Origin of the sequence: Bradyrhizobium sp. SRS-191 (assembly GCF_024586915.1) — a bacterium.
GTDB lineage: Bacteria > Pseudomonadota > Alphaproteobacteria > Rhizobiales > Xanthobacteraceae > Bradyrhizobium.
The window spans coordinates 62,125-84,689 of sequence record NZ_JANBVS010000013.1 but is presented as its reverse complement, the minus strand read 5'-3'; the positions used below and the strand labels follow the sequence as shown (position 1 = coordinate 84,689).

Annotated in this window: 18 protein-coding genes and 1 tRNA gene; 8 read left to right on the top strand and 11 right to left on the bottom strand. The window is 57.6% G+C overall.

The features are described from left to right. Nucleotides 1–31: 31 nt before the first annotated feature. From NLR35_RS22680 to NLR35_RS22670, 3 genes are all read right to left on the bottom strand, one after another. Nucleotides 32–2,698 (bottom strand): hypothetical protein, encoded by a 2,667-nt coding sequence (locus NLR35_RS22680; protein WP_257168748.1) that lies wholly within the window; start codon nt 2,696–2,698, stop codon nt 32–34. 12 nt (nt 2,699–2,710) lie between these two features. Continuing rightward, nucleotides 2,711–3,628 (bottom strand): SIR2 family protein, encoded by a 918-nt coding sequence (locus NLR35_RS22675; RefSeq protein WP_257168747.1) that lies wholly within the window; start codon nt 3,626–3,628, stop codon nt 2,711–2,713. A gap of 761 nt (nt 3,629–4,389) precedes the next feature. Continuing rightward, nucleotides 4,390–4,453 (bottom strand) — tRNA-Glu (locus tag NLR35_RS22670). Between the two features lie 126 nt (nt 4,454–4,579). Between NLR35_RS22670 and NLR35_RS22665 the strand changes: the two genes are divergently transcribed. Beyond that, nucleotides 4,580–5,968, top strand: coding sequence for a tyrosine-type recombinase/integrase (locus NLR35_RS22665; protein WP_257168746.1), 1,389 nt, complete (start codon nt 4,580–4,582; stop codon nt 5,966–5,968). Nucleotides 5,969–6,631: 663 nt separating this feature from the next. On the opposite strand, the gene NLR35_RS22660 is transcribed toward NLR35_RS22665, so the two are convergent. The 3 genes from NLR35_RS22660 to NLR35_RS22650 all read right to left on the bottom strand — a co-directional run bounded on the left by NLR35_RS22660 (nt 6,632) and on the right by NLR35_RS22650 (nt 9,269). Next, entirely contained in the window at nt 6,632–7,666 is a 1,035-nt protein-coding gene (locus NLR35_RS22660; protein ID WP_257168831.1) for a branched-chain amino acid ABC transporter substrate-binding protein, read from the bottom strand. Nucleotides 7,667–7,692: 26 nt separating this feature from the next. Then, nucleotides 7,693–8,406 (bottom strand): hypothetical protein, encoded by a 714-nt coding sequence (locus NLR35_RS22655; RefSeq protein WP_257168745.1) that lies wholly within the window; start codon nt 8,404–8,406, stop codon nt 7,693–7,695. A 221-nt stretch (nt 8,407–8,627) separates the two neighbouring features. Next, nucleotides 8,628–9,269 (bottom strand): MobA/MobL family protein, encoded by a 642-nt coding sequence (locus tag NLR35_RS22650; RefSeq protein WP_257168744.1) that lies wholly within the window; start codon nt 9,267–9,269, stop codon nt 8,628–8,630. A gap of 747 nt (nt 9,270–10,016) precedes the next feature. On the opposite strand from NLR35_RS22650, the gene NLR35_RS22645 reads away from it, so the two are divergent. The 5 genes from NLR35_RS22645 to NLR35_RS34360 all read left to right on the top strand — a co-directional run bounded on the left by NLR35_RS22645 (nt 10,017) and on the right by NLR35_RS34360 (nt 13,470). Then, on the top strand, nt 10,017–10,226 hold the full coding sequence (locus NLR35_RS22645; protein ID WP_257168743.1) for a helix-turn-helix domain-containing protein: 210 nt from the start codon (nt 10,017–10,019) through the stop codon (nt 10,224–10,226). 2 nt (nt 10,227–10,228) lie between these two features. Next, on the top strand, nt 10,229–10,417 hold the full coding sequence (locus NLR35_RS22640) for a hypothetical protein (RefSeq protein WP_257168742.1): 189 nt from the start codon (nt 10,229–10,231) through the stop codon (nt 10,415–10,417). Beyond that, on the top strand, nt 10,414–11,841 hold the full coding sequence (locus tag NLR35_RS22635; protein ID WP_257168741.1) for a DnaB-like helicase C-terminal domain-containing protein: 1,428 nt from the start codon (nt 10,414–10,416) through the stop codon (nt 11,839–11,841). The genes NLR35_RS22640 and NLR35_RS22635 overlap by 4 nt, the downstream gene beginning before the upstream one ends. Beyond that, nucleotides 11,834–12,748: a hypothetical protein gene (locus NLR35_RS22630; RefSeq protein WP_257168740.1), complete on the top strand. Its 915-nt coding sequence runs from the start codon at nt 11,834–11,836 to the stop codon at nt 12,746–12,748. Before NLR35_RS22635 ends, NLR35_RS22630 begins: the two co-directional genes overlap by 8 nt. A 356-nt stretch (nt 12,749–13,104) precedes the next feature. Next, nucleotides 13,105–13,470: a helix-turn-helix domain-containing protein gene (locus NLR35_RS34360; RefSeq protein WP_374940843.1), complete on the top strand. Its 366-nt coding sequence runs from the start codon at nt 13,105–13,107 to the stop codon at nt 13,468–13,470. A 1,506-nt stretch (nt 13,471–14,976) separates the two neighbouring features. On the opposite strand, the gene NLR35_RS34355 is transcribed toward NLR35_RS34360, so the two are convergent. The 5 genes from NLR35_RS34355 to NLR35_RS22610 all read right to left on the bottom strand — a co-directional run bounded on the left by NLR35_RS34355 (nt 14,977) and on the right by NLR35_RS22610 (nt 20,370). Next, nucleotides 14,977–15,075, bottom strand: coding sequence for a hypothetical protein (locus tag NLR35_RS34355; protein WP_374940845.1), 99 nt, complete (start codon nt 15,073–15,075; stop codon nt 14,977–14,979). Then, on the bottom strand, nt 15,030–15,236 hold the full coding sequence (locus tag NLR35_RS22625) for a hypothetical protein (RefSeq protein ID WP_257168830.1): 207 nt from the start codon (nt 15,234–15,236) through the stop codon (nt 15,030–15,032). The genes NLR35_RS34355 and NLR35_RS22625 overlap by 46 nt, the downstream gene beginning before the upstream one ends. A 287-nt stretch (nt 15,237–15,523) precedes the next feature. Continuing rightward, entirely contained in the window at nt 15,524–16,309 is a 786-nt protein-coding gene (locus NLR35_RS22620; RefSeq protein ID WP_257168739.1) for a hypothetical protein, read from the bottom strand. Between the two features lie 414 nt (nt 16,310–16,723). Continuing rightward, nucleotides 16,724–19,306, bottom strand: a complete 2,583-nt coding sequence (locus NLR35_RS22615) for a DEAD/DEAH box helicase (protein WP_257168738.1) — start codon at nt 19,304–19,306, stop codon at nt 16,724–16,726. A 2-nt stretch (nt 19,307–19,308) separates the two neighbouring features. Continuing rightward, on the bottom strand, nt 19,309–20,370 hold the full coding sequence (locus tag NLR35_RS22610; protein ID WP_257168737.1) for an ATP-binding protein: 1,062 nt from the start codon (nt 20,368–20,370) through the stop codon (nt 19,309–19,311). A 257-nt stretch (nt 20,371–20,627) separates the two neighbouring features. Here NLR35_RS22610 and NLR35_RS22605 point away from each other — a divergent pair, with 257 nt between their 5' ends. Next, on the top strand, nt 20,628–21,605 hold the full coding sequence (locus tag NLR35_RS22605) for a restriction endonuclease (protein ID WP_257168736.1): 978 nt from the start codon (nt 20,628–20,630) through the stop codon (nt 21,603–21,605). Nucleotides 21,606–21,687: 82 nt separating this feature from the next. Then, the gene (locus NLR35_RS22600) at nt 21,688–22,545 is read left to right on the top strand and encodes an HNH endonuclease (RefSeq protein ID WP_257168735.1); all 858 of its coding nucleotides are present in this window, start codon (nt 21,688–21,690) and stop codon (nt 22,543–22,545) included. The last annotated feature ends 20 nt before the right edge of the window (nt 22,546–22,565 follow it).

Sequence of the window (22,565 nt, the reverse complement as noted above, 5' to 3'; positions counted from 1 at the left end):
TATTCTACAAATTCAGTCTCTGCCAAAGCAATCAAAGTTGCATGGCCTGCATCTCCAACTTTTGGAAGGCCCTGGTCGTGACCAATTCAGGCGCCTCATCTTGCAGCTTAGATAGAGCTTTGTTTAGCCCATAGAGGCTGCGGTTTGGTGCGTCGCCCGCGACCGCAGCCAGAAGGTTGAGCACTTGGCGGGGGGCGGTGGCGTAAATATCAAGATTGGCCTCCGAGATCGAAAATACGCTCGAATGACCACGTGGATCTTCGGGCCGAATGAACGGGATGATGACGGATGCAGCCTCTTCGAAGGCTTGGCCAGTCGCCAACAATAGTTGAACAAGCTTGAAGGTTGCACGCGGCGTCTGCAGCTCTGCATCAAGCGGCCAAGCTCCTTCAAATACAGGCCCCACAACGGTCCGCCAGACGCTCTTTTGCTCAGCGGGCTTAGCGCGCTCCATTTCGACAGCCAGTCGGTGAGCGAATGACCACAGGCTCTCATTGCCGCTTGATCGCAATACAGAGCGCGCTTCCGATGTCGTCAAAGGATAGTCTGTGCTGCCAGCTTGCTTGGAAAGCAGGATCACCGCCAGCCATTCCGAAAATACTCGAACGTCCTCAATTGAAACGTCCTTGCGCGAGAATATCTCTATAAAGGCCTTCTTCGTCAGCGCAAACAGTTCTGCCGAGCCGATATAATTCGAATACTTTCGGGCAGACCACATCGCAATCGCGTCGGGCGAAGTCCAGTCGTAAGATGGAAGTATATGGGCTTTGGTCCAGGTCGGCGCACGCTCGAATAGAAGTGGAACTGCGGCAGAAATTCTGACACGCGCCAGACGTGAAGAAATGTCATTCTTACCTAACAATTGGACATAGCGATCACGCAAGGCTCTCCCAAGTTCAATTTGTCCCCTAGGCTTTGGCGTCCTCTTCAAGAGAACGGACGCAAGACTACCGGCTACATCATTGAGCGCCGTAGTAAAAATGTCGCCATCAGAGATGTCTGTTCGTCGCGGCGCCCGGCGCTCGATAAAGTCCCAAAGTTTCCAAAGAACCAAAGATCGAAGCTTTTCCGAAACTTGGTCCATCCAAGAGGCAGCCGCATTCGCGGTCTCGTCGAATGTCGCATCAGCAGGCCACTGCACTAGCAATCTGGCCACTCGGTTCAACAAATCTACATCGGCGATTTTGGTGGCAGACCAGAGAAACGGACGCCAAGCCCACTCGTGCCAGCGATCCAGCCCCTGCGCGGCCTCTATACCGAAGAACGCTTCCTGAGGATGACTTTGGCAAAAGCCCTCCCACGCATCACGATCCGTGGAATCCGCCTCGACCTGCGCCTTCTTAGCGGCGGATATCAGCTGGCTAGCTGGTAGCTGTTCGAGCCTATCCTTTCCTTTATCGATTGGGATGTCCCCGCCATGCCAGATTGCAAAACCAGCCTTTTCCGGCTCGGCATCCTTCCATCGGGGGTGCCGCTTCCTGATCTCGGCCAACAAATGGGCAGCTTCCGCTCCCATCCGCACCTTTGCGCGCTCGAGATCGATCAAGAGGGCAAAGCGATGCCGGTCCATTGGCTCAGCCAAGTCAATACCGTCCTTGAACCAACTCGCTGGAGGACCAGCGACGATACGACGCTCAATCAGAGCTCGCTTTTCCAGCGGGAACTCCGGCCATCTCGAGCGAATGAGCCGATGCACTTCGACTTGGGAGTTTGTGACGAACAATTCACCTTCTGGAATTTCTAATAAGACGTCGGCCGCAAGTTCGGCGGAGACGAGCGGATCTGCGGCTCCATACAGCGCGAGCCGGTGAAGAAGCCGAAACGGACTTCGCTTCCACTCGGTCAAGATGTGAAGGGCTTTGTCGGGCTCCTTCTGAATAAGCTTTGACCACAGTTCGGCGAGAATTCGAACGAGTGGGAGAAATCCTTTCTGATACGAATTCTGCTCGTGCGCAGCTACCGAAGGCACATCGATGTCGGTAAGACTGAGACCGATCTCCCCCTCGACGCCGACCTCGACGGCGTCGGCCAGCGTCGCGCTCAAAGCGGTCGTTAGGCCCCCAACGAGAAATCTCTCAGCATTGGCGCTGGCGCTTTTAGGCCAAGCTGAAAGGAAATCCTGCTCGGTAACTCCATCATCGACACCATACTTGACGGACATAAGGTCGGTTGGCTTCTCAAGCTTGCGATCGGGCTCATCGTACCAACCGTACCGCTTTCCAACGTAAAGCTTCGGCGTGAGAATATCCACGATCTGCGAGAGGACATCCGGCGAGAGATCGCCTTGATGCAATCGAGGCAATAGTCCGAACCAACGGTTTTGACTTCGTCCCTTATGGTCGTTTTCGATGTGCCTGATTATCAGTTGCCAGGATTGGACCAGAAGCGGATCAAGCTTCTTGCGCTGTGCATCAAGGCGATATCTGAGAATTTGAGCCGTTTCAGCCTTGAAAAAGCGGAGGTTCTCGACAACTTCACGTACCGCTTCGACATCTCCAAAATTCCGTTCGATCCAGGCGGGCAGCACGGCATCGTTTTGGAATACCTGCATCTCGGCCAGCAATGGCAACCAAGCCAGTGACGGATTGATCTCCGTTAGCGTCGCTAGAGCGTCGGTCTCGGCGAAGAAAAAGCGCAACCGATCCCGGTCAAACTCTGAAACGTCGGCTGGGGTTACTTTTTTTGTTGTTTCTAACATAGGGCGGAAAGCTCAGGCTGGCGATTTAAGGATCGCTTCAAGACCTCGTCTGCTGTACCCCGCCGGATCTTTAGCGTAGCGAGCCCACTCGGCCAACGTAGCATAAATGTCTGGGTAGTCGGCGAATTCGATCGGCTTTATGCCCTTGGCCTTCCAAAGCGATGCGGAGCCGGATGAGGCTTTCTCAATCGCGTAAATGTCCTTTAGGTCCCGGAACCGCTCTCGATCAGCATCCAAGGTTTCTAGCAAGAGACGGAGTGCTGCATCCTCGGCCCGATATCCCACCAGGATGAGCGCGTTGAGACGCATTCGGTCTTCGATATACCGTGATGCCCATCCGTCGCGGAGATACGCGTCCCCGAAGTCTGCACTTGTGAGGATTAGGTCTGACTTCTTCAGATCAAGATCAGCGTCCTCAAGACGCCCGTGAAGATGGAGAATACCAAAATCATCAGCGCCGCCAGGGCGAGGTATTGCTTTGCCCGCATGGCTCTCGCAACTAATCCCCTCTTCCTTAGCCGCGCGCTCGAAGAGCGTGTCAAAATTCGTGGTCAGCAGGCGTACTTGCCCGGCGCGGTCTCGCGACAGCTGAATGAGCGATTTGTGATGACTGAGATCGGCGCCTGCGGGTGGCTTCAGGATATGCGATACTGCCACGCGAACACGCGATTCGGTCCCATACAACAATGTGCGTCTCTCAAGGGATCGAAGTACCCGGTCATACTCCTCATTTTCATACGCGACCATTTCCGCGGCCTCATGACCGCGATCCTCACCGATACTCGCATATACATCGTCCGTTAACCTCTTAAAGGTCGGAAGCCCAACACCGAACGATACGCCTGCTCCGCAAAGGAAGGTGACGTCGCCGTCGCTAACGGAACGAATTAGATCATTCGGAATATCAGCACTACTAGAGAGAAATTTCATATTGGAATCAAAATGGATGCGGCGACACTCTACTTTGGCGCGCGCCGTCCAACAAGACGTCCAGCAAGGCGATACATGCGATCTGTCGATTCATCGGATGAGCGCTGACCTGCATAAGTGCGGGTGTGAGCCTGCCGGACGTGCTCTAGTCAGAGGTGAACCGGACGCTAAGACGTCATCCTTCGTCACTCGTCGGCTCACTTCGTCGCCGGTCTCCGCGCCACGATCTGCCCGTCGTGCCAGTTTGCCGCATTCCGTCGGGCAACTCCGGCCTTGTGTCGTCGGGCAAATCAGAACGATCCTCCTCGCCGTCTCCTGCTCACTGAAGGGGCGTTTCGCGATCGTCACGGACCGTGGAGCGGGAGATGCGGTGGCCGCCTGGGGTCGCAGTGCGCGTTTTGCGTGCGGACGAACGAACCCCTCGCGGACGGTCAAGCCGTGTGGTCCCGACACCCCGACGCTGGTGTCTTGGTCGGCGACATCCCGATGACGGGGGCAAGCAAGCCCGGTCCCCTGGGAGAGCACGGAGCAGCCGTTCAACCCATCGCGCAGGGAAGGCCGGCGTGTACCGGCCAATCCTGTGGTGACTGCCGCCTGCTTTCTTTTCTGCAGGCGGGCCATGGGTGCGGCCTGCACCCGGCCTTCCCTGCGCCCTTCTGTTTCAAGGGCGTGCCTGAGAGCAAAGCTCGGACGCGCAAACGCGCCGCGAGGCTGCGGAGCCACGCTTACAGGTCAGAGATGAAGGGTTGAGCGCCGGAAAATGGCGCTCCCTAGGGGAATCGAACCCCTGTTTCAGCCTTGAGAGGGCTGGGATTTTTTTCATCGACCGTCCACCGACGTCCAGCACATTCCAATGAAATCAAACACTTATTGAAACGCCGCCCACTGTCGTCTACCACCGTACAGGGATTTATATTCGACGGATATTCGACGACTTTTGGGGTTGGGGCGATGACGAAGACACTCACAGAGGCTCAGATCACGACGGCCAAGGCGCGATCTAAACTGGGTGCTGGCGTGCATTGGCGCCGCCTCGATGCCGAGGCGCACCTTGGCTATCGCAGGGGAAAGCGCGGTGGCGTTTGGCTGGTGCGTTGGCGCAATCACTACGAGGGAGCCAACTACAAGCAGGCGCAGATCGGCATCGCGAACGACGTCAACGACAAGCCTACCGAAGGAACGCTGACTTTCGAGCAGGCCGCGAAAGAGGCGCGGGATTTCGTCATCCATTCCCGAACAGAAGCCGCGGCACATGCCAGCGGGCCCGCACCGACCGTGCGGACGGCTGTCGAAGCCTATGTCAACGAGCGCAACGCTCGCGACAGCCGAAGGTCCGGCCGCGAGGTTCGATCCGATGCCGGCCACCGGTTACGACGCTATGTTCTCGGCCAGGAGAAGCGCGGCAATCAGGAAGCCATCGAGGCAGCCCCTCTTGCTGACATCCACCTGCACGCGCTGAAGGAAGATGACCTTTTGACCTGGCGGGACGATCTGCCCGAAGAACTGAAAGCCACGACGAAGCACCGGCTCTCGAACGACGTCAAGGCTGCGCTGAATGCAGCATGGCCGCGGCTGTCCGCGGAACAGAAGAAACTCAACCCAACCTTCCTCGCAATCGTGAAGGACGGCTTCAAGGCCGAACGCATCGATGATGATGACGACGCATCCATCGCGCGGGATAACCAGATCCTAACCGACGCGCAGGTCGGCAACCTGCTTCGCGCGGCTGGCGAAATCGACACCGAGCAGGAAAGCGAGGGGGACCTCTACCGGCTCGTGGTCTGCCTTGCTGCCACCGGCGCCCGGTTTGCACAGGTGCGGCGGATGCGCGTTAGCGATGCCCAACTCAAGGAGCGGCGCTTGATGATGCCAGGCTCCTACAAGGGACGCGGCGGCAACGGCGGCTCCGTTCCGATTCCGGTGGGCGACGACGTGATCGAGGTCCTGCTGCCTGCGATCGTCGGCCGCCCCAAGGAGGCAGCCCTATTCGAGCGCTGGAGCTATGAGCAGGAGCCCCACAGCATCGCCTGGAAGAAATCAGAACGCGGTCCGTGGAAGACCGCGGAACTGACGCGCCCTTGGCGCGCGATCCGCCAGCGCGCTGGATTGCCGGAGGTCATCCCCTACAGTCTGCGCCACACCAGCATTGTCCGCGGCCTGCGAAACGGCCTGCCCATCCAGCAAGTCGCGAAGCTGCACAATACGTCGGTGACGATGATCGAGCGGCATTACGCGAAATACATCTCCACAGCCCTGGAAGCTCTCGCCCGCGCGGCAGTCGTGCCGCTGGTGCCGCAGCAGGCCAGAAATGTGGTTACGATCGCGGGGCGCCAGCGATGAACACTCTTGCACCTCGAGCGGAGCTGAACGTTGCTTAGCGAGGTCTGTCACACACCGCCGCCAGAGCTGCCGACCGATGGTTAGGAGGCTGAGCCATGGATTCGGAGCGGTTCGGGGCTGATGGATGTGTGGTCGAGAGGGCGCTTCGATCGGGCAGCGAGCCATCTTGCTTTTATCTCGATGAAAGCGTCTCGAAAGTCCTGGGCCAACGTTCCTGGTACCTCATACACTCGTATTCGCTCGTTCCGTTCTTTGCGAGACGATGGGCGGCGAGTTATGCCGCTCGATCGCGGGCCTGACCTTTGATAATCATGCGGGAGGCCGCCGTCCCAGGGCGCGAAGGAGCTGCGGCCGCGATGACAGCAGGGCACCAAACTGCGCGCCAAATCTCGCTCAACAACAGGCAGGGCGAATCCCGATTGCGCCGAGAAGATCATGGACCACGCAAGGTCCAAGCGATTAAGCCTAAGCGGTCGAGGACCTGGACAACCAGCGTTGTCTCATGGGTTGGCCGGTGTGCCAATCGCAATCGTTTGGCTGCGAGCGCAGCGGCGCGCACATAGCTCGAAAGCGACGGCCTGAAGCGCAACTTGCCGAAGGATGGCGGGATACTGCCTCAAAATACTTCTTAGGAAAACGCGTCAGTCCGCTAAAGTTGAAATCTTATTTCGGACAACATTCACTGCATTTGCAGTCCTTACAGGGAGCCTCGTTACATTTGTTGGGCACCTCAATGATGGGATTGGAGTAGCGAACGAGGGTAATCAGAGGCTGCCGAACATCGCCGATTTCATCGAAGGCAACCAGTCCTCTAATCGTCTCGAATTTGAGCCTGTGCATTTGTTCAGCGACCTTATCCGGCTCAGCGCTGCCGGCCTCCTTCATTGCTACCGCCCACACTTGGACCGCAGCGTAAGCATTTACGGCAATGCTGATCGGGCCGGAGTAGCCGGCGGCTCTTAGGCGTTTGGTCAAATCCCTGACCTGATCAATGTTGGTCGACGGGTTGGGCAACCTGTCATCCAGACCTATGGCACCAATAACATCATCGCGGTTGCCAAGGCCTCGAAGGCCGGTGCGGTCGTCGGGGTCATAGACGATACAGAGATCAGCACCCGAACCCCTCTCTGGTAATGATGCTGCTACGGAAAACTGTCTCGACGTGCCGGTTGCCAGAGCTTGAAATCGGTCCAGCCACGATTTACTGAAAGCGCCACCCACTAAACAGACATTCTTGTTCGCAATCTGATCCTTAAGAACCACAACGGCTACCGCCGCGGCTCGGTCCTGCCGCTCAGCAAGCCGAAACAATCGTGATTTCTTGCCGCGCATGCCTTCGGTGAGACCGGGGTGCGTCGTCGCCGGATCAATCTGCAAAATGTTCTTTTCACGATAGATGTTTGATGCGGGGATGCTGGTAATCGTGCAAGTATGTCCAACTACGAGGTTTACCCGGTCCTGGTCGGAAAAACTCCGGGCAATATAGGTCGCAACATCGCTCTTGCATTGGTCATCGCGCGAAATAATAGAAACATCGCCGGTAAGCAGGCCGGCCTTTCTGATATCCTCGACTGCGAAGGATACCGCCTTCACGGTGGCCATTGCCGTGGGGTTTCGGTCGCTCATGTCACCCACGACGCCAATGCGGAGTGGCTCCGAGGCGAGCGTGTCCGCAGCAGCTAAAGAACATGACAGCATACCCACTAGGATCATGGCCGTTCGGTTCATGTCTTGCCTGCTCCGCATTTCGGGGGCGCGCCACACATGCTCGGATGGTCGGGACAGCGTTTCGCGGTAAGCTCGCGCGAGCAATCACAATTCACAAAATCTATCGCAGCCTGCAATGTCTGATTATAACCGGAATCGGCCCAATCTTTGAGAAGCGGTTGGAAGAAGATAAGAAAGTTGTCCGAATCGTCAAACAGTGATGATTGACAAAGTTGTTCGCGCTTGCAATTGCGGCTTTGCACGCACGCATGAAGATCGGCGAGGAAAGCCGTGACCTCATGTAAAGCTTTATTCTTCTCGATGTCGCTACCTACCCAATCAGCCAGGAGTTGGCCGCGGCCTTCCATGGGTGTCGCCTGATAGCGCTTTCTATTAACGGGACGGTCCCAATAATCGTTAGCCAGCTTGAAATGCTGCCCGATATCCCCGCTGCGTGAACGGTCCAAAGCACGTTCGGTGGGCGTTTCCATGTTCGGCAAAACGGTTGGCGTGAATACATAAACGAGAACTGCAAATGCGATACCGCCCGCGGCCCGGATCGCGAGCCCCCCGATGTCGTATCGAACATTCAAAAAGCCGGGCATCGTGCCGCCGAGAACTCCGCAGGCAGCGGCAAGCAGGATGCGCATGAATACGACCGTGTTGGCGTTTTCAATCGGCTTGTCTCGCCAAATGACGGCGGCGCAGAAAATGACGATGAAAATGGTCAAGCCAAGGGCGACGTATCGTTCAACCTTATGGTCTGGTCCGCCTCTGTCGTGGTCGCCTGGGGTCGTCACTTTGTGAGGCTCCTTGCTTCGTTGATCGGTGTTTGCGAAAGAGACGCCTACCCGCCACGGACCCTGGTCCGTCCCTCGCGCTTCGGCGCGTTGCTGCAAAATAGGCGTCCATTTCGGCTTTCCGCGCTGGGCTTGTTCCATACTGGTGGCTGTTAAATTCGTGGTTCTTTTCGGACGCGCGCTTCGGAGGCCGGAGCAACGTGAAGCTGTGGTTCGCGGTCAATGCCCTGGTCGGCAAGGCTGCGCCGGTCGATCCGCACCTCGTGCCCAGCCTTCTCAAGGGAGATATTGGCTTCCTGCTCCCAGCCTTCACGAAACTGCTCGGTGCTGCCCCGCTCGGTGGTTAGCATCACCCGCTTGCTAGTTTCGGGACCGCGGTCCCTAAAAATGATATTGGCATGGGGATAGTCGAAGCCCTTGGGGCCGTCATGAACCGCAGCGGCGCAGGATGCCCGTCGTTCGGTCATCCGCTCGCAGAAATTCAAGAGCAGGCTGAGGTTTTGCTCATGGGTGAGTTCGAGCGGGAGGGCGACCACGACCTTGTCGATGACGCGGGTGTTCTTGCGGCCTTCTTGTTCTTGGTGATCCAGCCATTTCATCATGCCCGGCCAGTCATCGGGCATTCGCTCGTTGATGATTTCCGTGCAGCGGTTTTGGCCGGTCGCATACCGAGCGTAAAGGCTGGGGGCGCCTGAAGGATGGGTGCCGTGGCCGATGAGACTATGATTCAGGCTGAAGATCGCCACCGCGGCGCCCCAGAAAATATCATCCAAATATGCTTGGGAGTGTTTCATAGGTCTATCGGACGCGCAACCATTAGCTGCAGGCTTCGGTGGCTAGTTGCCCGTCTTTGCTGCCAATTGGCGCGGTGGGAGGGGACGCCATTTGGCCAGTCTGGCTGGCAATGTGGGCGCATGGGACCAGCCGTGGTTCGAAAAGCCACGATGATTTTGAGCCAATCTGTTAAAACGGCGATCTCCACCAATTGATGGTAGCGGGCACGGTGGCGGACAATTCACCACGACGCTCGCTTACTTGAAGTGGTCTGGACGACAGCGCAGCTATGATCGCCGATCCCAAAGGTGAGGTTGAGCCGGGCCGCTGCTCCAGCGCGCGTTCGCCCCAAATCCAGATGTGTTTCTTCTTGATCCTTGGAACGAGGCTGGAACGGGTGCGACTTCGTCGCTGAACTTTTCATCCCTGATTACGACGACCGATCCAAACCACGTCGAAGATGCGCGTGCGTTAGCCGATGCCATCGTTCTGTCGTCAGGCGCAGAAAATCACCATTGGGATATCGCGGCGCGCAAAGATCGGGGTTCACCGTCAGGTCCCTGCGCACCCGAAATAAGGCACGGCGTCGGGCGACCGTAGCTTGCATCGCTACCTACAGCTGGAGATACGAGGACTCACTTGTATTCACCGAGAGAATCTTTAATAAAGTGATTCTTGACCCGCGCAGGACGTGCGGCTTCCCCAACCAGGGAGCCTACGCCTGCGCGTTTTGCGTTGGTGCCTGGGCTTCCACATCGGAGGCCTCAATGGCTTTAGATATCAAAGACGACGAACGACTTGCGTATGCGCCGGCAGAGGCTGCCCGGCTCATTGGGCACTCGCGCAGCGGCTTCTATTTGCTCTTGGCGAGCAACGCGATCCCGTCGTTCAAGGTGGGGCGTAGGCGGCTGATCCGGCGCTCGGATTTGCTCGCATTCATGGAACGCGCACTCGGCTCGACGCCGGAAGAGGCGTAACCATGATGATCAGCCCTGAAAGACAGCAGGAGCTCATCCTCGCCTCCCACAAGTACGCGGTGCTCTGGGACAAGACCCGTCTTCCGCAATACGGGTTAGCTGCCCGGGCATTCTTCTGGGCATATGCAATCAGCATCGGCGAAGACCCCCGAAAGGTCGAGCGCGCTGATCGTTGGGGTTGCAACCCATGATCGATCAGCTCCCCCCTGTTCTCCCGCACAGCATCGACGCCGAGCAGCAACTGCTCGGCGCCGTTCTGTTGTCCGCTGATGCGCTGGACTGCGTGGAGGATCTCGTCACCGCCGACGACTTCTACGAGCCCCTTCATCGCTTCCTTTTTGCGCAGTTTATCCGAGGGAAGACTGAAGGCAGACGGATTACGCTGGGACTCGCTCAGGCGCTATTGGCCGAGGAGGTGAGAGACGCTGATATTGGTGGCCTGACGGTTTCACAGTATCTCGCTCGTTTGGCCGCAGAGGCGACCACCATAATCAATGCGCCCGATTTTGCGCGCCTGATTGCCGAGTACGCTGATCGACGCAGGTTGGCCGACGTCGCGAGCAGCCTGACGGCAGCAACGAAATCGTCGGACTCTGGTCCAGCGATGCTGGCCACGGACTGCATTGAACAGCTCGACGCGATAGCGGCTCGGTACAGCGCCGGCCACGTCGCTCCTGTCAGCGCCGCCGTGGCATCGGAGCGCTCCGTCGAGCGGATGCAATCGGCGATGGCCAATACGGGCAAAGTCACCGGCGTGACCACTGGAGTTCGGCTGCTGGACGAGCAACTGAACGGCTGGCAGCGGGGCAACTTCATCATTCTTGCCGGCCGACCCGGCATGGGAAAATCGGGCTTGATTATCTCTAGCGCGCGCCAATCCGCGGAGCGAGGGACGAACGTCCTCTTGTTCTCGCTGGAAATGACCGCAGAGGATGTCACCGACCGGATGCTTGCGGACGCAGTCTACCGATCTCGCGCGCCGATCCCCTACTGCGATATTGGCCGCGGCCGACTTACCGATGTGCAGGCAGATCGCGTCCGCGTAGCTCAAAAGGACTTTCGGCGGTTGTCGATCAAGATCGATCCGCAGGGAGGGTTAAGCGCAGCTCAGATCGCGGCTAGGGCTCGCAAGCACAAGCACCTCTTGGAGCGCCAGGGGCGCACACTCGACCTCGTCATTGTCGATCACCTCCACATCATGCGTGCGTCGAACCGCTATGCTGGCAACAGGGTTGCCGAAGTGACCGAGATATCCTCCGCTCTCAAGGCGCTGGCGAAGGAGCTGAACGCCCCCGTTTTCGCGCTGGCGCAGCTGTCACGCCAGGTCGAAAATCGCGATGACAAGCGCCCGACCATGGCAGACCTCCGCGATTCGGGGTCATTGGAGCAGGACGCGGACGCGATCCTGTTCGTTTATCGAGAAGGCTACTATCTCCAACAGACAGCCGGCGATGACGCTTCTGAGCGGCTGGCGCAGGTGCGACGGAAAGTTGAGGTCCACATCGCGAAGCAGCGAGGGGGGCCCACCGGACGCATCGACCTGTTCTTCGACGTGGCGAGCAATGCACTCCGAAGCGAGCCCCCATACGATTTGACCGAGCGCGGCCATGGCTGAACGGGGATACATCGCCGTTGCTCGCGGTCTGCTGAAGCACCCGCTCGTCGGCGCCGCCAAACCCTACAGTGACCTCGAGGCGTGGCTTTGGCTACTCTTTGAGGCGGCCTGGAGACCGCACCGCGTTGCCGTGAAAAACGGCCAAGCACGGGAGGTTGTTGCGCTTGAGCGCGGCCAACTGACCTATTCCCGCTCCTACATGGCTGAGGCATGGGGCTGGTCCGAAAAGCGGGTGCGAACTTACTTGGTTCGGCTGGAAAAGGACGGGCAAATAGAACGGCAAACGGGCCGGCTTCAAACAGTCATAACCCTCTGCAACTACGATCGTTATCAGGCTCCGAGCGGTGAGCCGGGCCGGCAAACGGACCGCCAAGAGGGCCGGCAACAGGCCGGCATCGGGCCGGAAGAAGAACAAGATAAAAAAGGGAGAAAAGAAAGATCTCGGTCCTTGGCGAAAGAGCCTCAAGGCTTTTCTGAATGGTACGACGTATATCCGCGGAAAGTGGCTCGCCAGGACGCGTTGCGCGCCTTTCAGAAGGTCGTCCCGGCTCAAATCTCAGCCGAGACACTGATAAAGCGTACCCAGCAGTATGCTGCTGATTGGAGCAGTCGCCCACGTGAAGATCTGAAGTATTGCCCCTATCCAGCCAGATGGTTAAATAGCGGCCGGTTCTTCGAACAGCTCGATATGAGGACGGACACGGCGGAGCCCACGATCGTGCTCCCTTCAATCGATCCATGCACGTTCACCGAGTCTGACTGGATGGAACGACTTGAGTTGCATCGGCAAGGCCGGCCCTGGCCTGAGCGGCATTGGGGACCGGCGCCGGGTCAGCCCGGGTGTTTGGTCCCGTCAGGATTGCTAGAGGCCGACAGTGAACCCGCCTTCAACGCTATAAGCGGATGAATGATTTCGGTTGGCGAAAGGCGATGACGGAGCGCGATGGAGCTTTTTGACGGCAGCCCAGGGAACAGTGCAGCAGTCGCATCGCGGTCTGGGCGTAACCAGCATTGCCCACGCGTAACCACGGCCGCCAAATCGGTCCGCTTAGCAGCGCTCGCTCGCCTCTATGATCCACTCTTTCCACACGCGGGCGGCAGGCGGGATCGGGCGAAAGGCGCAGGATCGACTTGCTGGACCTTCGAAAGGCATTGCGCAAAATCGACTGGTTCGCGAGAGTGGCGGCCAGCGGCGCGTTGATCATACCTGACGCGGTGCACGTGGCATTAAGCTCGGCCCCTCCATAGGACCGGCCGAGCGTAATGCGTCATGGTTCGCAGCTATGCGGGGCGGTGCATCCGATGAGGACCAAGACTGGGAGGCGTGGCCGGCCAACCAATTACACTCCCGAAATGGGGCATGTCGTGTATCGCCTGATGTCTGAAGGGCTCTCCCTCACGGCGGCCGCAGGCGCAATGGGTATTGCCCGCGCGACCGTTCACAACTGGATGAAGCGCTACCCGGAATTATTGGACTCTGTAGAGAGGGGCCAAGCCGCCCGCGTCTACAAGCTCGAAACCGATATGCTTGGCGCAGGTGAAGCCCACATCGTCCATGCTCGCCGTTTTGCCCTGGTGAACGCTGCGCCCGCGGAATGGCGTAGGAGTGGGTCGGGGAGCGCAGCGTGACCGTCGCGCCTCACAACCACGATCGCGCGGCAGCACCTAACCAACCTGCGCAGCCATGTTTACGCTGTGTCCTGCAGATGCAGGAGCACGGAGTGGCGTTCTCGCCTAATAGTCGCTTCAAAGGATCGCTGACGACGCGGCAAGGCCTTGATCACGTCGTCACGGCGGAATATCGTGCCTACACGCCCTTGGCCGGGTAGTTCCGCTTCGTAAGGACGGATGGCGCGGGAATTGTCCCCGGTAAGCATTAAGGTCCGGTCAAGGGCGTTTCTCGAAACAAGCGCTATCGTTCACTGTTCCTGGCCGCTGGTCTCGAACGGCCAAAGACGTGCTCAGGATCGCGAGATCAACCTTCCCGCTTCAGCCACGTGGAGGCACTGGCAGTGGCGCGGCGGCATATCGGTTCGTGCGCAAGAGTGGTTACGCGTAACCAGGAAGATCGCGATCGCCGCCTGAGCTCCACCAGCGACACGCGACCCTGGCGCATCGGCGTCCAATGCGATCGTGATCGCTGCAGGAGGTGAAGTTGCCGACGCCGACGGCAGCCAATCTGCGGAGCGACGAGACAGTTCTAGGCGGGCTTCGGTTTCTTGACCACGGCGCCCCTATCAAATATCTCATCCTCTCACCTTGGCCGGGCAGTTCCGCTCCGTAAGGACGGATGGCGCGGGAATTGGCCCCGGTAAGCATTAACACCCGGTCAGGGGCGTCTCTCGCGGAAGACGCGTGGAGCTTTCACCGTTCTTGGCCGCTGTCCTTGAGCGAAGGCTCGCTCGGCATGGCAGCTTTGCCGCCTGAGCCCGGTTCGCACTCCGGCAGATGCTCGGACGAGATGCCTATTTGTACCCCCATTCAAACGGTGGTTACGCGTAACCAGACAATAAGCCTCGGCCGCGCCAAGCAAGAGCATTGTGAATGAAACTTCCAAACGCCTGCCCTTTTCAAAAGACCTCACCAAAACAAGGCTCTGGGATAGAACCACACCGCTTCGACTGTTGCCGGGTGCAATCGGATCTCCTCAGGGACGAACCGCCGATGTGTCGGTTTCGAGAAACGGAATCCGAGGGTTATCGATTTCTCTGGGCGAGCAGCTTCAATGGAGCTGCGCTTGTCGATATTGCGCGGCGAGACGACTTAGTTGAACTGCGCTCCCGCGTGCTAGGCCGCTCACGCCTATACCGAAAGGGGCCGGCTGTCTTATCCACGCACTCGCCGGAGGACTGGGAGAAGCTGCAGCAAGCCCTGACGATCTCGTGCTTTTGGTCGCTTAATCCCACCGACGAGAGAACTGGACTTGACGGTGCGCAATGGTTGATCGAAGGCTGGCGTAACGACACGTACCACTGGGTAGACCGCTGGTCCCCCGCGGGAAAGGTTCGAATTCTTGGTGGCTTGTTCTTCGCTCTAGCGGGGCCGCGCTCGCAGGCATCGAGCTGCACTGAGCGCGCGAAAGTGCTTTAGCGCTCGCCTGCCAGGACATGCGCCTGGTCGCCTCGACCAGAGGCATCAACATCGCAGCCGGCGCGCCGACCTAATCGGCCAGCGTCGAGCCTCCAGCGTCACGCCCTCATCCACGTAAGTTCCGCTCTGCCGATTGAACGGCAGGTGAAGCCCGTACTTGGCGAACAGGATGTGCGCCACAGACGCGCCTGGCACGTCCACATGAGATCGGATGGAATGGCCCCGGGCGGCCGGCTGATCACCTCGCAGGCCCGGCAGGAGAACTTCTCGCGCGCATGCTGGATCACCTTGCACTCTCGCGGCACGAGCTCCAGGATCTCCGTCACATCCTCACCGATCTTCGCAGCCTGTCGCCGCCGCAGCACGAGCAACTGGTCGGCGCCGGATACACGCTGCGCTCGCGCGACAGGTGCTCAGGCAGCGGTCTCGGCGGGCGGAATGTTGGCGTCCGAACAGGCGCACGTTGATCTTGATAGCCTTGGCCTGCTCGGCTGCCATCTGCGGCCGCTGCAAGATTGCTGTCATCGGGGGCTTACCGCTTTCGCGCTATCCGCTGACAAGAAAGGATAGCGTATCTCGACAATCATCGGGACTACCTATCCAGCCGGTCAAGGAGTACAGCCCTCATGCTCATTAAAGATGGCACCACATCCTTATCGCGGACAAGCGACCGAACCTCATCTCCGAAGCGCTCAAGTAGCTTGCGAGCCAGCGCCCCCTCATCATCGTCAGCAGCAGCCGCCATGAAGGCTTCAACCATCTCCTGGGCCAGCTCTGAAACGTCGCCCTTGGGATCGAGCAGCGCGTCACTATGTCTGGCAATGATATCCATCACTTCGCCCCTGTCCGACAAAATGGACCAGACCTCGCCCGCCCCTTCGATCTGATAGCACAGCACATCCTCACGATCCGGTCCGATCAGGTCTAGGATGCGGTTGGATGCACGGGCATTTACGTCATTGAGGATCCGGGATACGACGATACTGTCCCAGGCGCGGCCGATATCCTCCTCGCCGTAAGCTGCTCCTTCAATCGCCTCGAGGTTTAGAAACAGGAGAGCGTACCTGGGCAATTTCTCGACCTCGGCCTGGATCGCAGCACGCACCGCGTCTTCGTAGGCGGTCGAGAGCGAACCGAGACGGACGCTATCCCAGCTCAAATCATCATCGAATGGGCCTTTCTGCAGAAACCAGCAATATTCGTCCCACAGCTGCCGAGCCGCGACGTCACCGAAAGTTCCAAAGGCCGGTCGAGAGCGTAGATCGTCGATGACAGACTCTACGATCCGCTCGATCTCGGCGCGGGCGAAATCTACGGCAGCCGCCTCAAGCCGCGCCATGGCCTGCCCGCCAACGTCCGCCCGCTCCACGGCCATCATATCCCCATCGCCTTATTACATTCCCCATACCAAAGCCCGCCTTCACCTCATTCAACGATTTAAGGATGACGCGCTAATCGGCCGAGACCATTTGCGAGCGATATAAACAAGCTATCAATCTCGTCTACCAGACGTCACCGCATTTATTCGATTGGCAGTTACCTGCATTCAATGCGCAACTCTCGCATCTGTTTGCTCGCTGCCTTATGCGAGAATTATTCGAATCTACTAGAACGGTGCGCGGTGACACAATCGGCTGTGGCGAGAATTCTGCTGTCTCCCCCAACCTTCCGAGTAACACCGCAATTAAACCCGAAATCAGACAGTTGCCGGCGCTACTCGACCGGCACGTTTTGCTTTAACACCGCGATCTCTGTACTACGGTGCATGGTTCACGTTTCCAGATAAGCCGACTTAGAACGCGCCGTCGGCGGCGTCAGCGTCCCTGATCTCATCAGTCACGGGGTTCCAAAACGCATAATGCCAATTTTGTCCAATTGCTTGTATCTGGTCGTGTGGAATCCATGCACCTCCTCTGTTTCCGTTTTCATAGCTATACATAAGCATGATCGACTCCCCCATGGGCATGAGCTTCGGCCTTCGCAAAACGCGATCGACTAGAACACCCTGGTGTAGCAAGGCAACCTCACTGCCCGGAGCGTAGATTAGATACTCTCCGTCAGCCGCTACAGGCGCCCCTGTGATCGCAGCAACTCCCGGCGCAAGCGCATTAAACCAGTCTCGCAGCCTTGAGACGGTATCTGTATCGATGAACGCGTTTTGGCCGGCAAGCTGGGCTCCCTTCTCAAGCATCGCGAGATAATCCCGGAATTCTGCGTAAAGAGGCTCAGTAAGCCTCAGACCACCATAGATGCTGTCGTAAATCACGATTGTGTCCGTCGCCCTCCTGGGCGCTCCATCAACGTAGAAGGCGATATTCGTGTGAGCACAGTCAATATCGTTTGGCGAGATACTCTTCTCTCTGAGCAATAGCTGCTTCAGACCTTCTGCTATACTCGAGCGCGTATTAGCTTGCGGCCCCGTACCAGCAAACCACGGTTCGGATATCTTGATCAGCACACCGGTTGAGCGAAATTCTCTCTGCTTGCGCGTCATACGAGGATCTTGCGACCGTAGGTCTCGATACAGAAAGCTCTTTCCTCCGATAGAAAACCCCTCCACCGATTCGTTCACCTGAACATTGATTTCAGCGATTGCACCCGACGTCCCGGTGAGCAGCCGGCCGGCAACAATTTCCTCTGGATTCAGACTGACGTTCACGGTCTTCTTCAGAATCGGTCTCGTAGGAGCCATACTCCGTGCTGACTCAATCCGAATCGTGCGATCGAACGAAGATGACCGCCACTCGACGACTTTCGTCGGCCGACGAAGATGCAAATATAAGGCTCCAGGGTACGCTTCGCGTATTGCTTGATTGAGGGCAATATCACCGATTGACTCGCTGAAATCCTTGCTGCCCTCCCTGATCTTATAGCTAGCCTCTCCGACCTGCCGCAGGGGGTAATTGTAGTGGGGCGAGTCCGCTCCGAGCTGAGCTATATAATCGAATTCTCGCGGACGTCGGGCTCCCGGTCGAGCAACCTCATAGACTTTCTCGAAGCTCTCAGGCCACGAAACGCCGGGCGGTAAGCCCTTTGTGTCATTTCCCAAAGACTCCGACTCGTCAACCAAACACCGGGCGTGAGCGAACTGAATAAATCGGTTGCTGAGATATAGATGCGACGGTTCGACCGAGCCATCATAATAATCCTGAAATGAGGTTCCGTAGCGTGCAAAAGCAAGCCGAGGGGCGATAACTGCAAAACAGCCGTGAGCAGCTCGCCCGACCCGGCCGAGCCGCTGCCGAAAGGCTTTCTTTGATTGCGGAACTCCAAGGTTAAGCCCGAGCCTGAACTGCGCAACGTCGATCCCCAGTTCTAGCGCAGAAGTCGAGATTACACCTCGCAGGGCACCGCTACGAAGCGCTCGCTCAATTTTCGCCCGATCGTCCAATTCGTACCCACTGCGATAGGGCAATACGTCATCTTGGTCTATAGATCGTGCTATCCGCTCCACACCCTGGCGAGAATTGTGGAAGGCTATGAAAGATCCGTCAGTGCTTGTCCCGCTGATCACCCGCGAAATGAGATCTGATAAAAACGATTCTGCGGGACCAGACGTATCAGGCCCTTCTATGTGGTATAGCGTCCGCCCAAATGTCGGTGCGCCATCCTCATCTTCCCCAATTCCAGCGAAAGGCCAGCCGGTCAGCTTTTCAAGGTGTTCGCACGGATCAGCGATCGTAGCCGTTGCTGCAATAATTTGGAGGTGCCGGCTTACGCCCATTTCTCTGGAAGCTCGCCTTCGCGCCGCAAGAAACCTCCTGAGGAGATAAGCGACATTGCTGCCGAAAACCGATTCGTAGACGTGGGCTTCATCCAACACGATATACTTTGTCAAACACAGCAGACTTCTAAACGCTGGTGCAGACACCTGGCGCATAAACCAGGCCTGCAACACGTCGGGTGTGGCAACCAGCACTCGGGCCGACTTCACCGCATCGATGCGCTCATCAGCGAGAACCTGCCCGTGCAATTCCGCCACGGCATTCTCTGGTAACCCAAGTTCGGCAGCCAGCTTCTTCCACCGCGCAAGCTGATCAGACAGCAACGCCTTCAGGGGATATAGCACGATGGCTTTTCCGTCTCCCTCAGTCAGCTCCTTTGCAATTGCTGCCTGGAAAATAAGCGACTTTCCCGAAGCTGTTCCAGTTGACACAACGACGTTTAAGCCATCACCAATCGATTCCAGCGCCAAGCTTTGGTGACGCCAAAGAGAGCCGTTCTTTGCGACTTGCTTATCCAGCCATTGTCCGATTACGCCTCCGGAAAACTCGGGCGGGATCGGCAGTAAGCGTTCGGCTCGGGGCGCAATATGGATCGCCTCAACGACGCTAACTAATCCGGCTGATATCACTTCCTCAAATCGAGACTTCATAGTCAATGACCCGGCTTTGTCGTTGGCTTTAGAACTTGAGAAGCGAGAGACGGCCCCAACGTGCTGGCGCCTCCGACAAGCTTAGCAAGCCTGGCACCATCGTCACGAAATTCGGCAAGTCGCTTCGAAAGATTTGAGACTTTGCCCGCGTCGATCCTCAAAATCACAGTGGTGCCCGCCATCTTACACTTGACTGTCGAGGTTTCCGTCCCGACGATCCGCATACCAGCTGAACCGCTCAGCAATGCAAACTCGCCACCAAGTGAGCACAGGCGCTGCGTCATAAACAGTCCGTAGCCGCTATTAGCCCACGCGTCAGCTGAATTTCGTCGACGCCACGCTTTCGAGGAAATGCCAGGCAGGAGCGACAGCTTCAGAGCATCCAAATCGCTGCCGACCTGGAGCTTCGGATTTTCCTTCAAAGATTCTAGGATCCCACAGCCGCTATCAGAAACCGCAAGCTCTGCGGAATTCTTCCCCGGCCAGTACTGCGCTGCTATCGAATAGGATTGTGAACCGCTGTGTTCGACAACATTTCTGACGATCTCGCGGATCGAATAGGTTAATGTCTCGACGGTATCGCCATTATCGAGCTGGGTCAAAAGGCGCGCTAACCGCTGCGCATCCTCTTCGATTAGCTCTCCGACTTGGAGAGATTTCTCAGCGGCTGCGTTTCGCAGTTCAGCTACGCTAACCTCCGTAATCGGTACATAAGTGTTGCTGCCAGGAGCTTGGGCAGGCGCTTGACCGTACTCCATGCCAAAATACTGGAAGAAGCCAACGTGTGCTGCGTAGCCCAAGTGCTTAAAATTTATGGCTTGTCGCTTCGCATTCGGGCGCGCCTGCCTAAACTGGCGAAGCGCATTTCCTATAATTAGCATCCATCCAGGTGTCGCAAAGCCAACCCTTGCAAAGTCGAGCTTGTAGAATGGTGCTTCTTCCACACCTCCGAGCGTGGTTCCAAATTCGAGAGCCCTAACCGGCTCCTCCCAACCGGGTACTTCAATTAACAATTTTGCCTCCCAGCCCATGGAAATCGGAACAGAAATCCTCGTAATCGTCAATTACAAAAAGGCTTATGACGCCCGTTCTACAACCAAGAGATGCTGGCTATCTAGCAAGCTCCGACCTTTACAGCGGTGAACATCGTCGCACCGCGGGGAGCTCTCCACGCTTCGACCGTTACCGCAAGCGAAGCACCTGGCTCAACCAGAACAGGCGAATAGACCTTCCGCAAAACGACGCACAGGGGCGTCTGTCTGCCCGAGCTATTTCGGACGCAAGGCGCCGGGAGTGCCGTGTCGCACTGCAGCAGCGCTCCATGAGCCACTTGCCAGAAGAGCAGAATCGGTCGCTATTGAATGCCATCGCGCGTGCTGTGCTAAAGGGAAGAGAAATGCCTGAGATTACAATCCCACGCACTGGGTCGCATCTGCGCAAATTGTTCGAAATACTTCAGGCTCATCCCGAAGGCCTCCAAGCCGGAGCCGCCCTCAAGCAGCTCGCAGCATCCGTCAATCTGACCCCATATGAGGCCGGATTGTATGAGACCACCGGAACGCCCCGGTTTGAGAAAATCGTCCGCTTTGCCACGATCGATTGCGTCAAGGCCGGCTGGCTCGTAAAGAACCGAGGCATCTGGTCTGTTACGGAAGCGGGAAAGAAGGCGTTCAAGGACTTTCCTGATCCAGAGGCCTTCTATCGCAAGGCCCTTCAATTGTATCGTGAGTGGAAGGCCAGCGCACCGACCGCGCCCCAAGCCAAGAGCCTGGAAGAGCTCACGCCAGCAGAGTCTGCGACTGTCGATGCCAGCATCACCTATGAGAAAGCTGATGAGCAGGCCTGGAGCGAAATCGAGGCCCACTTGCGCGCGCTGCCGCCCTATGACTTGCAGGATCTAGTTGCCGGCCTTCTGAAGGCGCTCGGATATCACATTGCGTGGGTCTCTCCACCGGGCAAGGACGGCGGGATCGACATTATCGCGCACACTGACCCACTGGGAACGCAGACACCGCGGATCAAGGTTCAGGTTAAGGGTGGTTCTCAGAGAATCGACCTGCAGACCTTGAATTCGTTTCTCGCGGTCGTCGATAGCGGCGATGTCGGCCTCTACGTTTCCGTGGGAGGTTTCACGCGAGATGCAGAAGATGCAGCTCGCAAGCAAACGAGCCGAAAGATCACGCTGATCGACGACGAGCGTTTGGTGAAGCTTTGGATCGAGGCTTACGACAAGCTTGATCAGAAGTCGCGGCAACGCCTGCCGCTCTCGCCGATTTACTTTCTTACACCCGAGGATTGAACGCAATCGCTCACCCGACGATGACTTCGAATTGGATGGACACGACCTCGCCCGTTGATTCCTATCGCTGAAGCGCGCAGACATGACCGAAGATTTTGATGAAGAGCTTTTCAGATGTCTAAAAGCTGGGCTTGAGGAACTAACGGAAGCCGAGAGACGAGCCTTGGTTTTGATCTGGCGCCACCCAAATATCCCGGTCAAGATCCTACCGACGATAATTGGCAATGGGCCCGGCGGGTCCGTTTGGCTGCGGATCGGCCTGCTTGCGAAAAAGAAGGTCTGGAGTCGGATGCCCCGCCGGATCAAATCCGAGTTTCAACGACCCGGCAGAAAGCCATTCTATTCCGGCCTCCTGGTCAATCTTGATGTCGTCGAAGACTTTCGGCGAACCCGCTGGACCGTTTTCGAACTTCGGCCAGAAACGGTGAAAGTCCTTCAGGTGATGAAGGTGATCAGCCGTACCCGACCAGCGCCGTCTAGCGCCTACAAGCTGCTTGATGACGTCGAGGTCGAAAAGGTTCCGGCCGGCTTCACTGCGCCGGCGGAGACCAAACGCATCAACCGCTCGATCATCGAGCGTAGAGGTCAAACGCCATTTCGACGAGACCTGATGGCAGCTTATAGCGGACAATGTGCCGTCACCGGCTGCGCCGAGACTAACGTCCTCGAAGCAGCCCACATCGTCGGCATGAGAAATCGAGGCCGTTACGAGATCGCCAACGGTCTTCTGCTACGGGCGGACTGGCATACATTGTTCGATCTGGGTCTCTGGGCGATTCACCCGACACGGCTCACGATCGAAGTCTCGCCGAAGCTCGCAGAGGAATATCGAAAGCTGGGTGGCCGGCGCCTGTGCACCCCAGTAGACTCCAAATATGCCCCGCGTCCTGACGCATTGAAACGCCGCTATGACCGGTTTCGACGGCTACTCAGAGGTTGATGGCGTACCGGCTTTCTATC

Bases quoted from the DNA above. Each gene is read 5' to 3' on its own strand.
- NLR35_RS22680 (WP_257168748.1), bottom strand. From the start codon at position 2,698: ATGTTAGAAACAACAAAAAAAGTAACCCCAGCCGACGTTTCAGAGTTT.
- NLR35_RS22675 (WP_257168747.1), bottom strand. From the start codon at position 3,628: ATGAAATTTCTCTCTAGTAGTGCTGATATTCCGAATGATCTAATTCGT.
- NLR35_RS22665 (WP_257168746.1), top strand. From the start codon at position 4,580: ATGACGAAGACACTCACAGAGGCTCAGATCACGACGGCCAAGGCGCGA.
- NLR35_RS22660 (WP_257168831.1), bottom strand. From the start codon at position 7,666: ATGCTGTCATGTTCTTTAGCTGCTGCGGACACGCTCGCCTCGGAGCCA.
- NLR35_RS22650 (WP_257168744.1), bottom strand. From the start codon at position 9,269: ATGAAACACTCCCAAGCATATTTGGATGATATTTTCTGGGGCGCCGCG.
- NLR35_RS22645 (WP_257168743.1), top strand. From the start codon at position 10,017: ATGGCTTTAGATATCAAAGACGACGAACGACTTGCGTATGCGCCGGCA.
- NLR35_RS22640 (WP_257168742.1), top strand. From the start codon at position 10,229: ATGATGATCAGCCCTGAAAGACAGCAGGAGCTCATCCTCGCCTCCCAC.
- NLR35_RS22635 (WP_257168741.1), top strand. From the start codon at position 10,414: ATGATCGATCAGCTCCCCCCTGTTCTCCCGCACAGCATCGACGCCGAG.
- NLR35_RS22630 (WP_257168740.1), top strand. From the start codon at position 11,834: ATGGCTGAACGGGGATACATCGCCGTTGCTCGCGGTCTGCTGAAGCAC.
- NLR35_RS34360 (WP_374940843.1), top strand. From the start codon at position 13,105: ATGCGTCATGGTTCGCAGCTATGCGGGGCGGTGCATCCGATGAGGACC.
- NLR35_RS22620 (WP_257168739.1), bottom strand. From the start codon at position 16,309: ATGATGGCCGTGGAGCGGGCGGACGTTGGCGGGCAGGCCATGGCGCGG.
- NLR35_RS22615 (WP_257168738.1), bottom strand. From the start codon at position 19,306: ATGAAGTCTCGATTTGAGGAAGTGATATCAGCCGGATTAGTTAGCGTC.
- NLR35_RS22605 (WP_257168736.1), top strand. From the start codon at position 20,628: ATGAGCCACTTGCCAGAAGAGCAGAATCGGTCGCTATTGAATGCCATC.
- NLR35_RS22600 (WP_257168735.1), top strand. From the start codon at position 21,688: ATGACCGAAGATTTTGATGAAGAGCTTTTCAGATGTCTAAAAGCTGGG.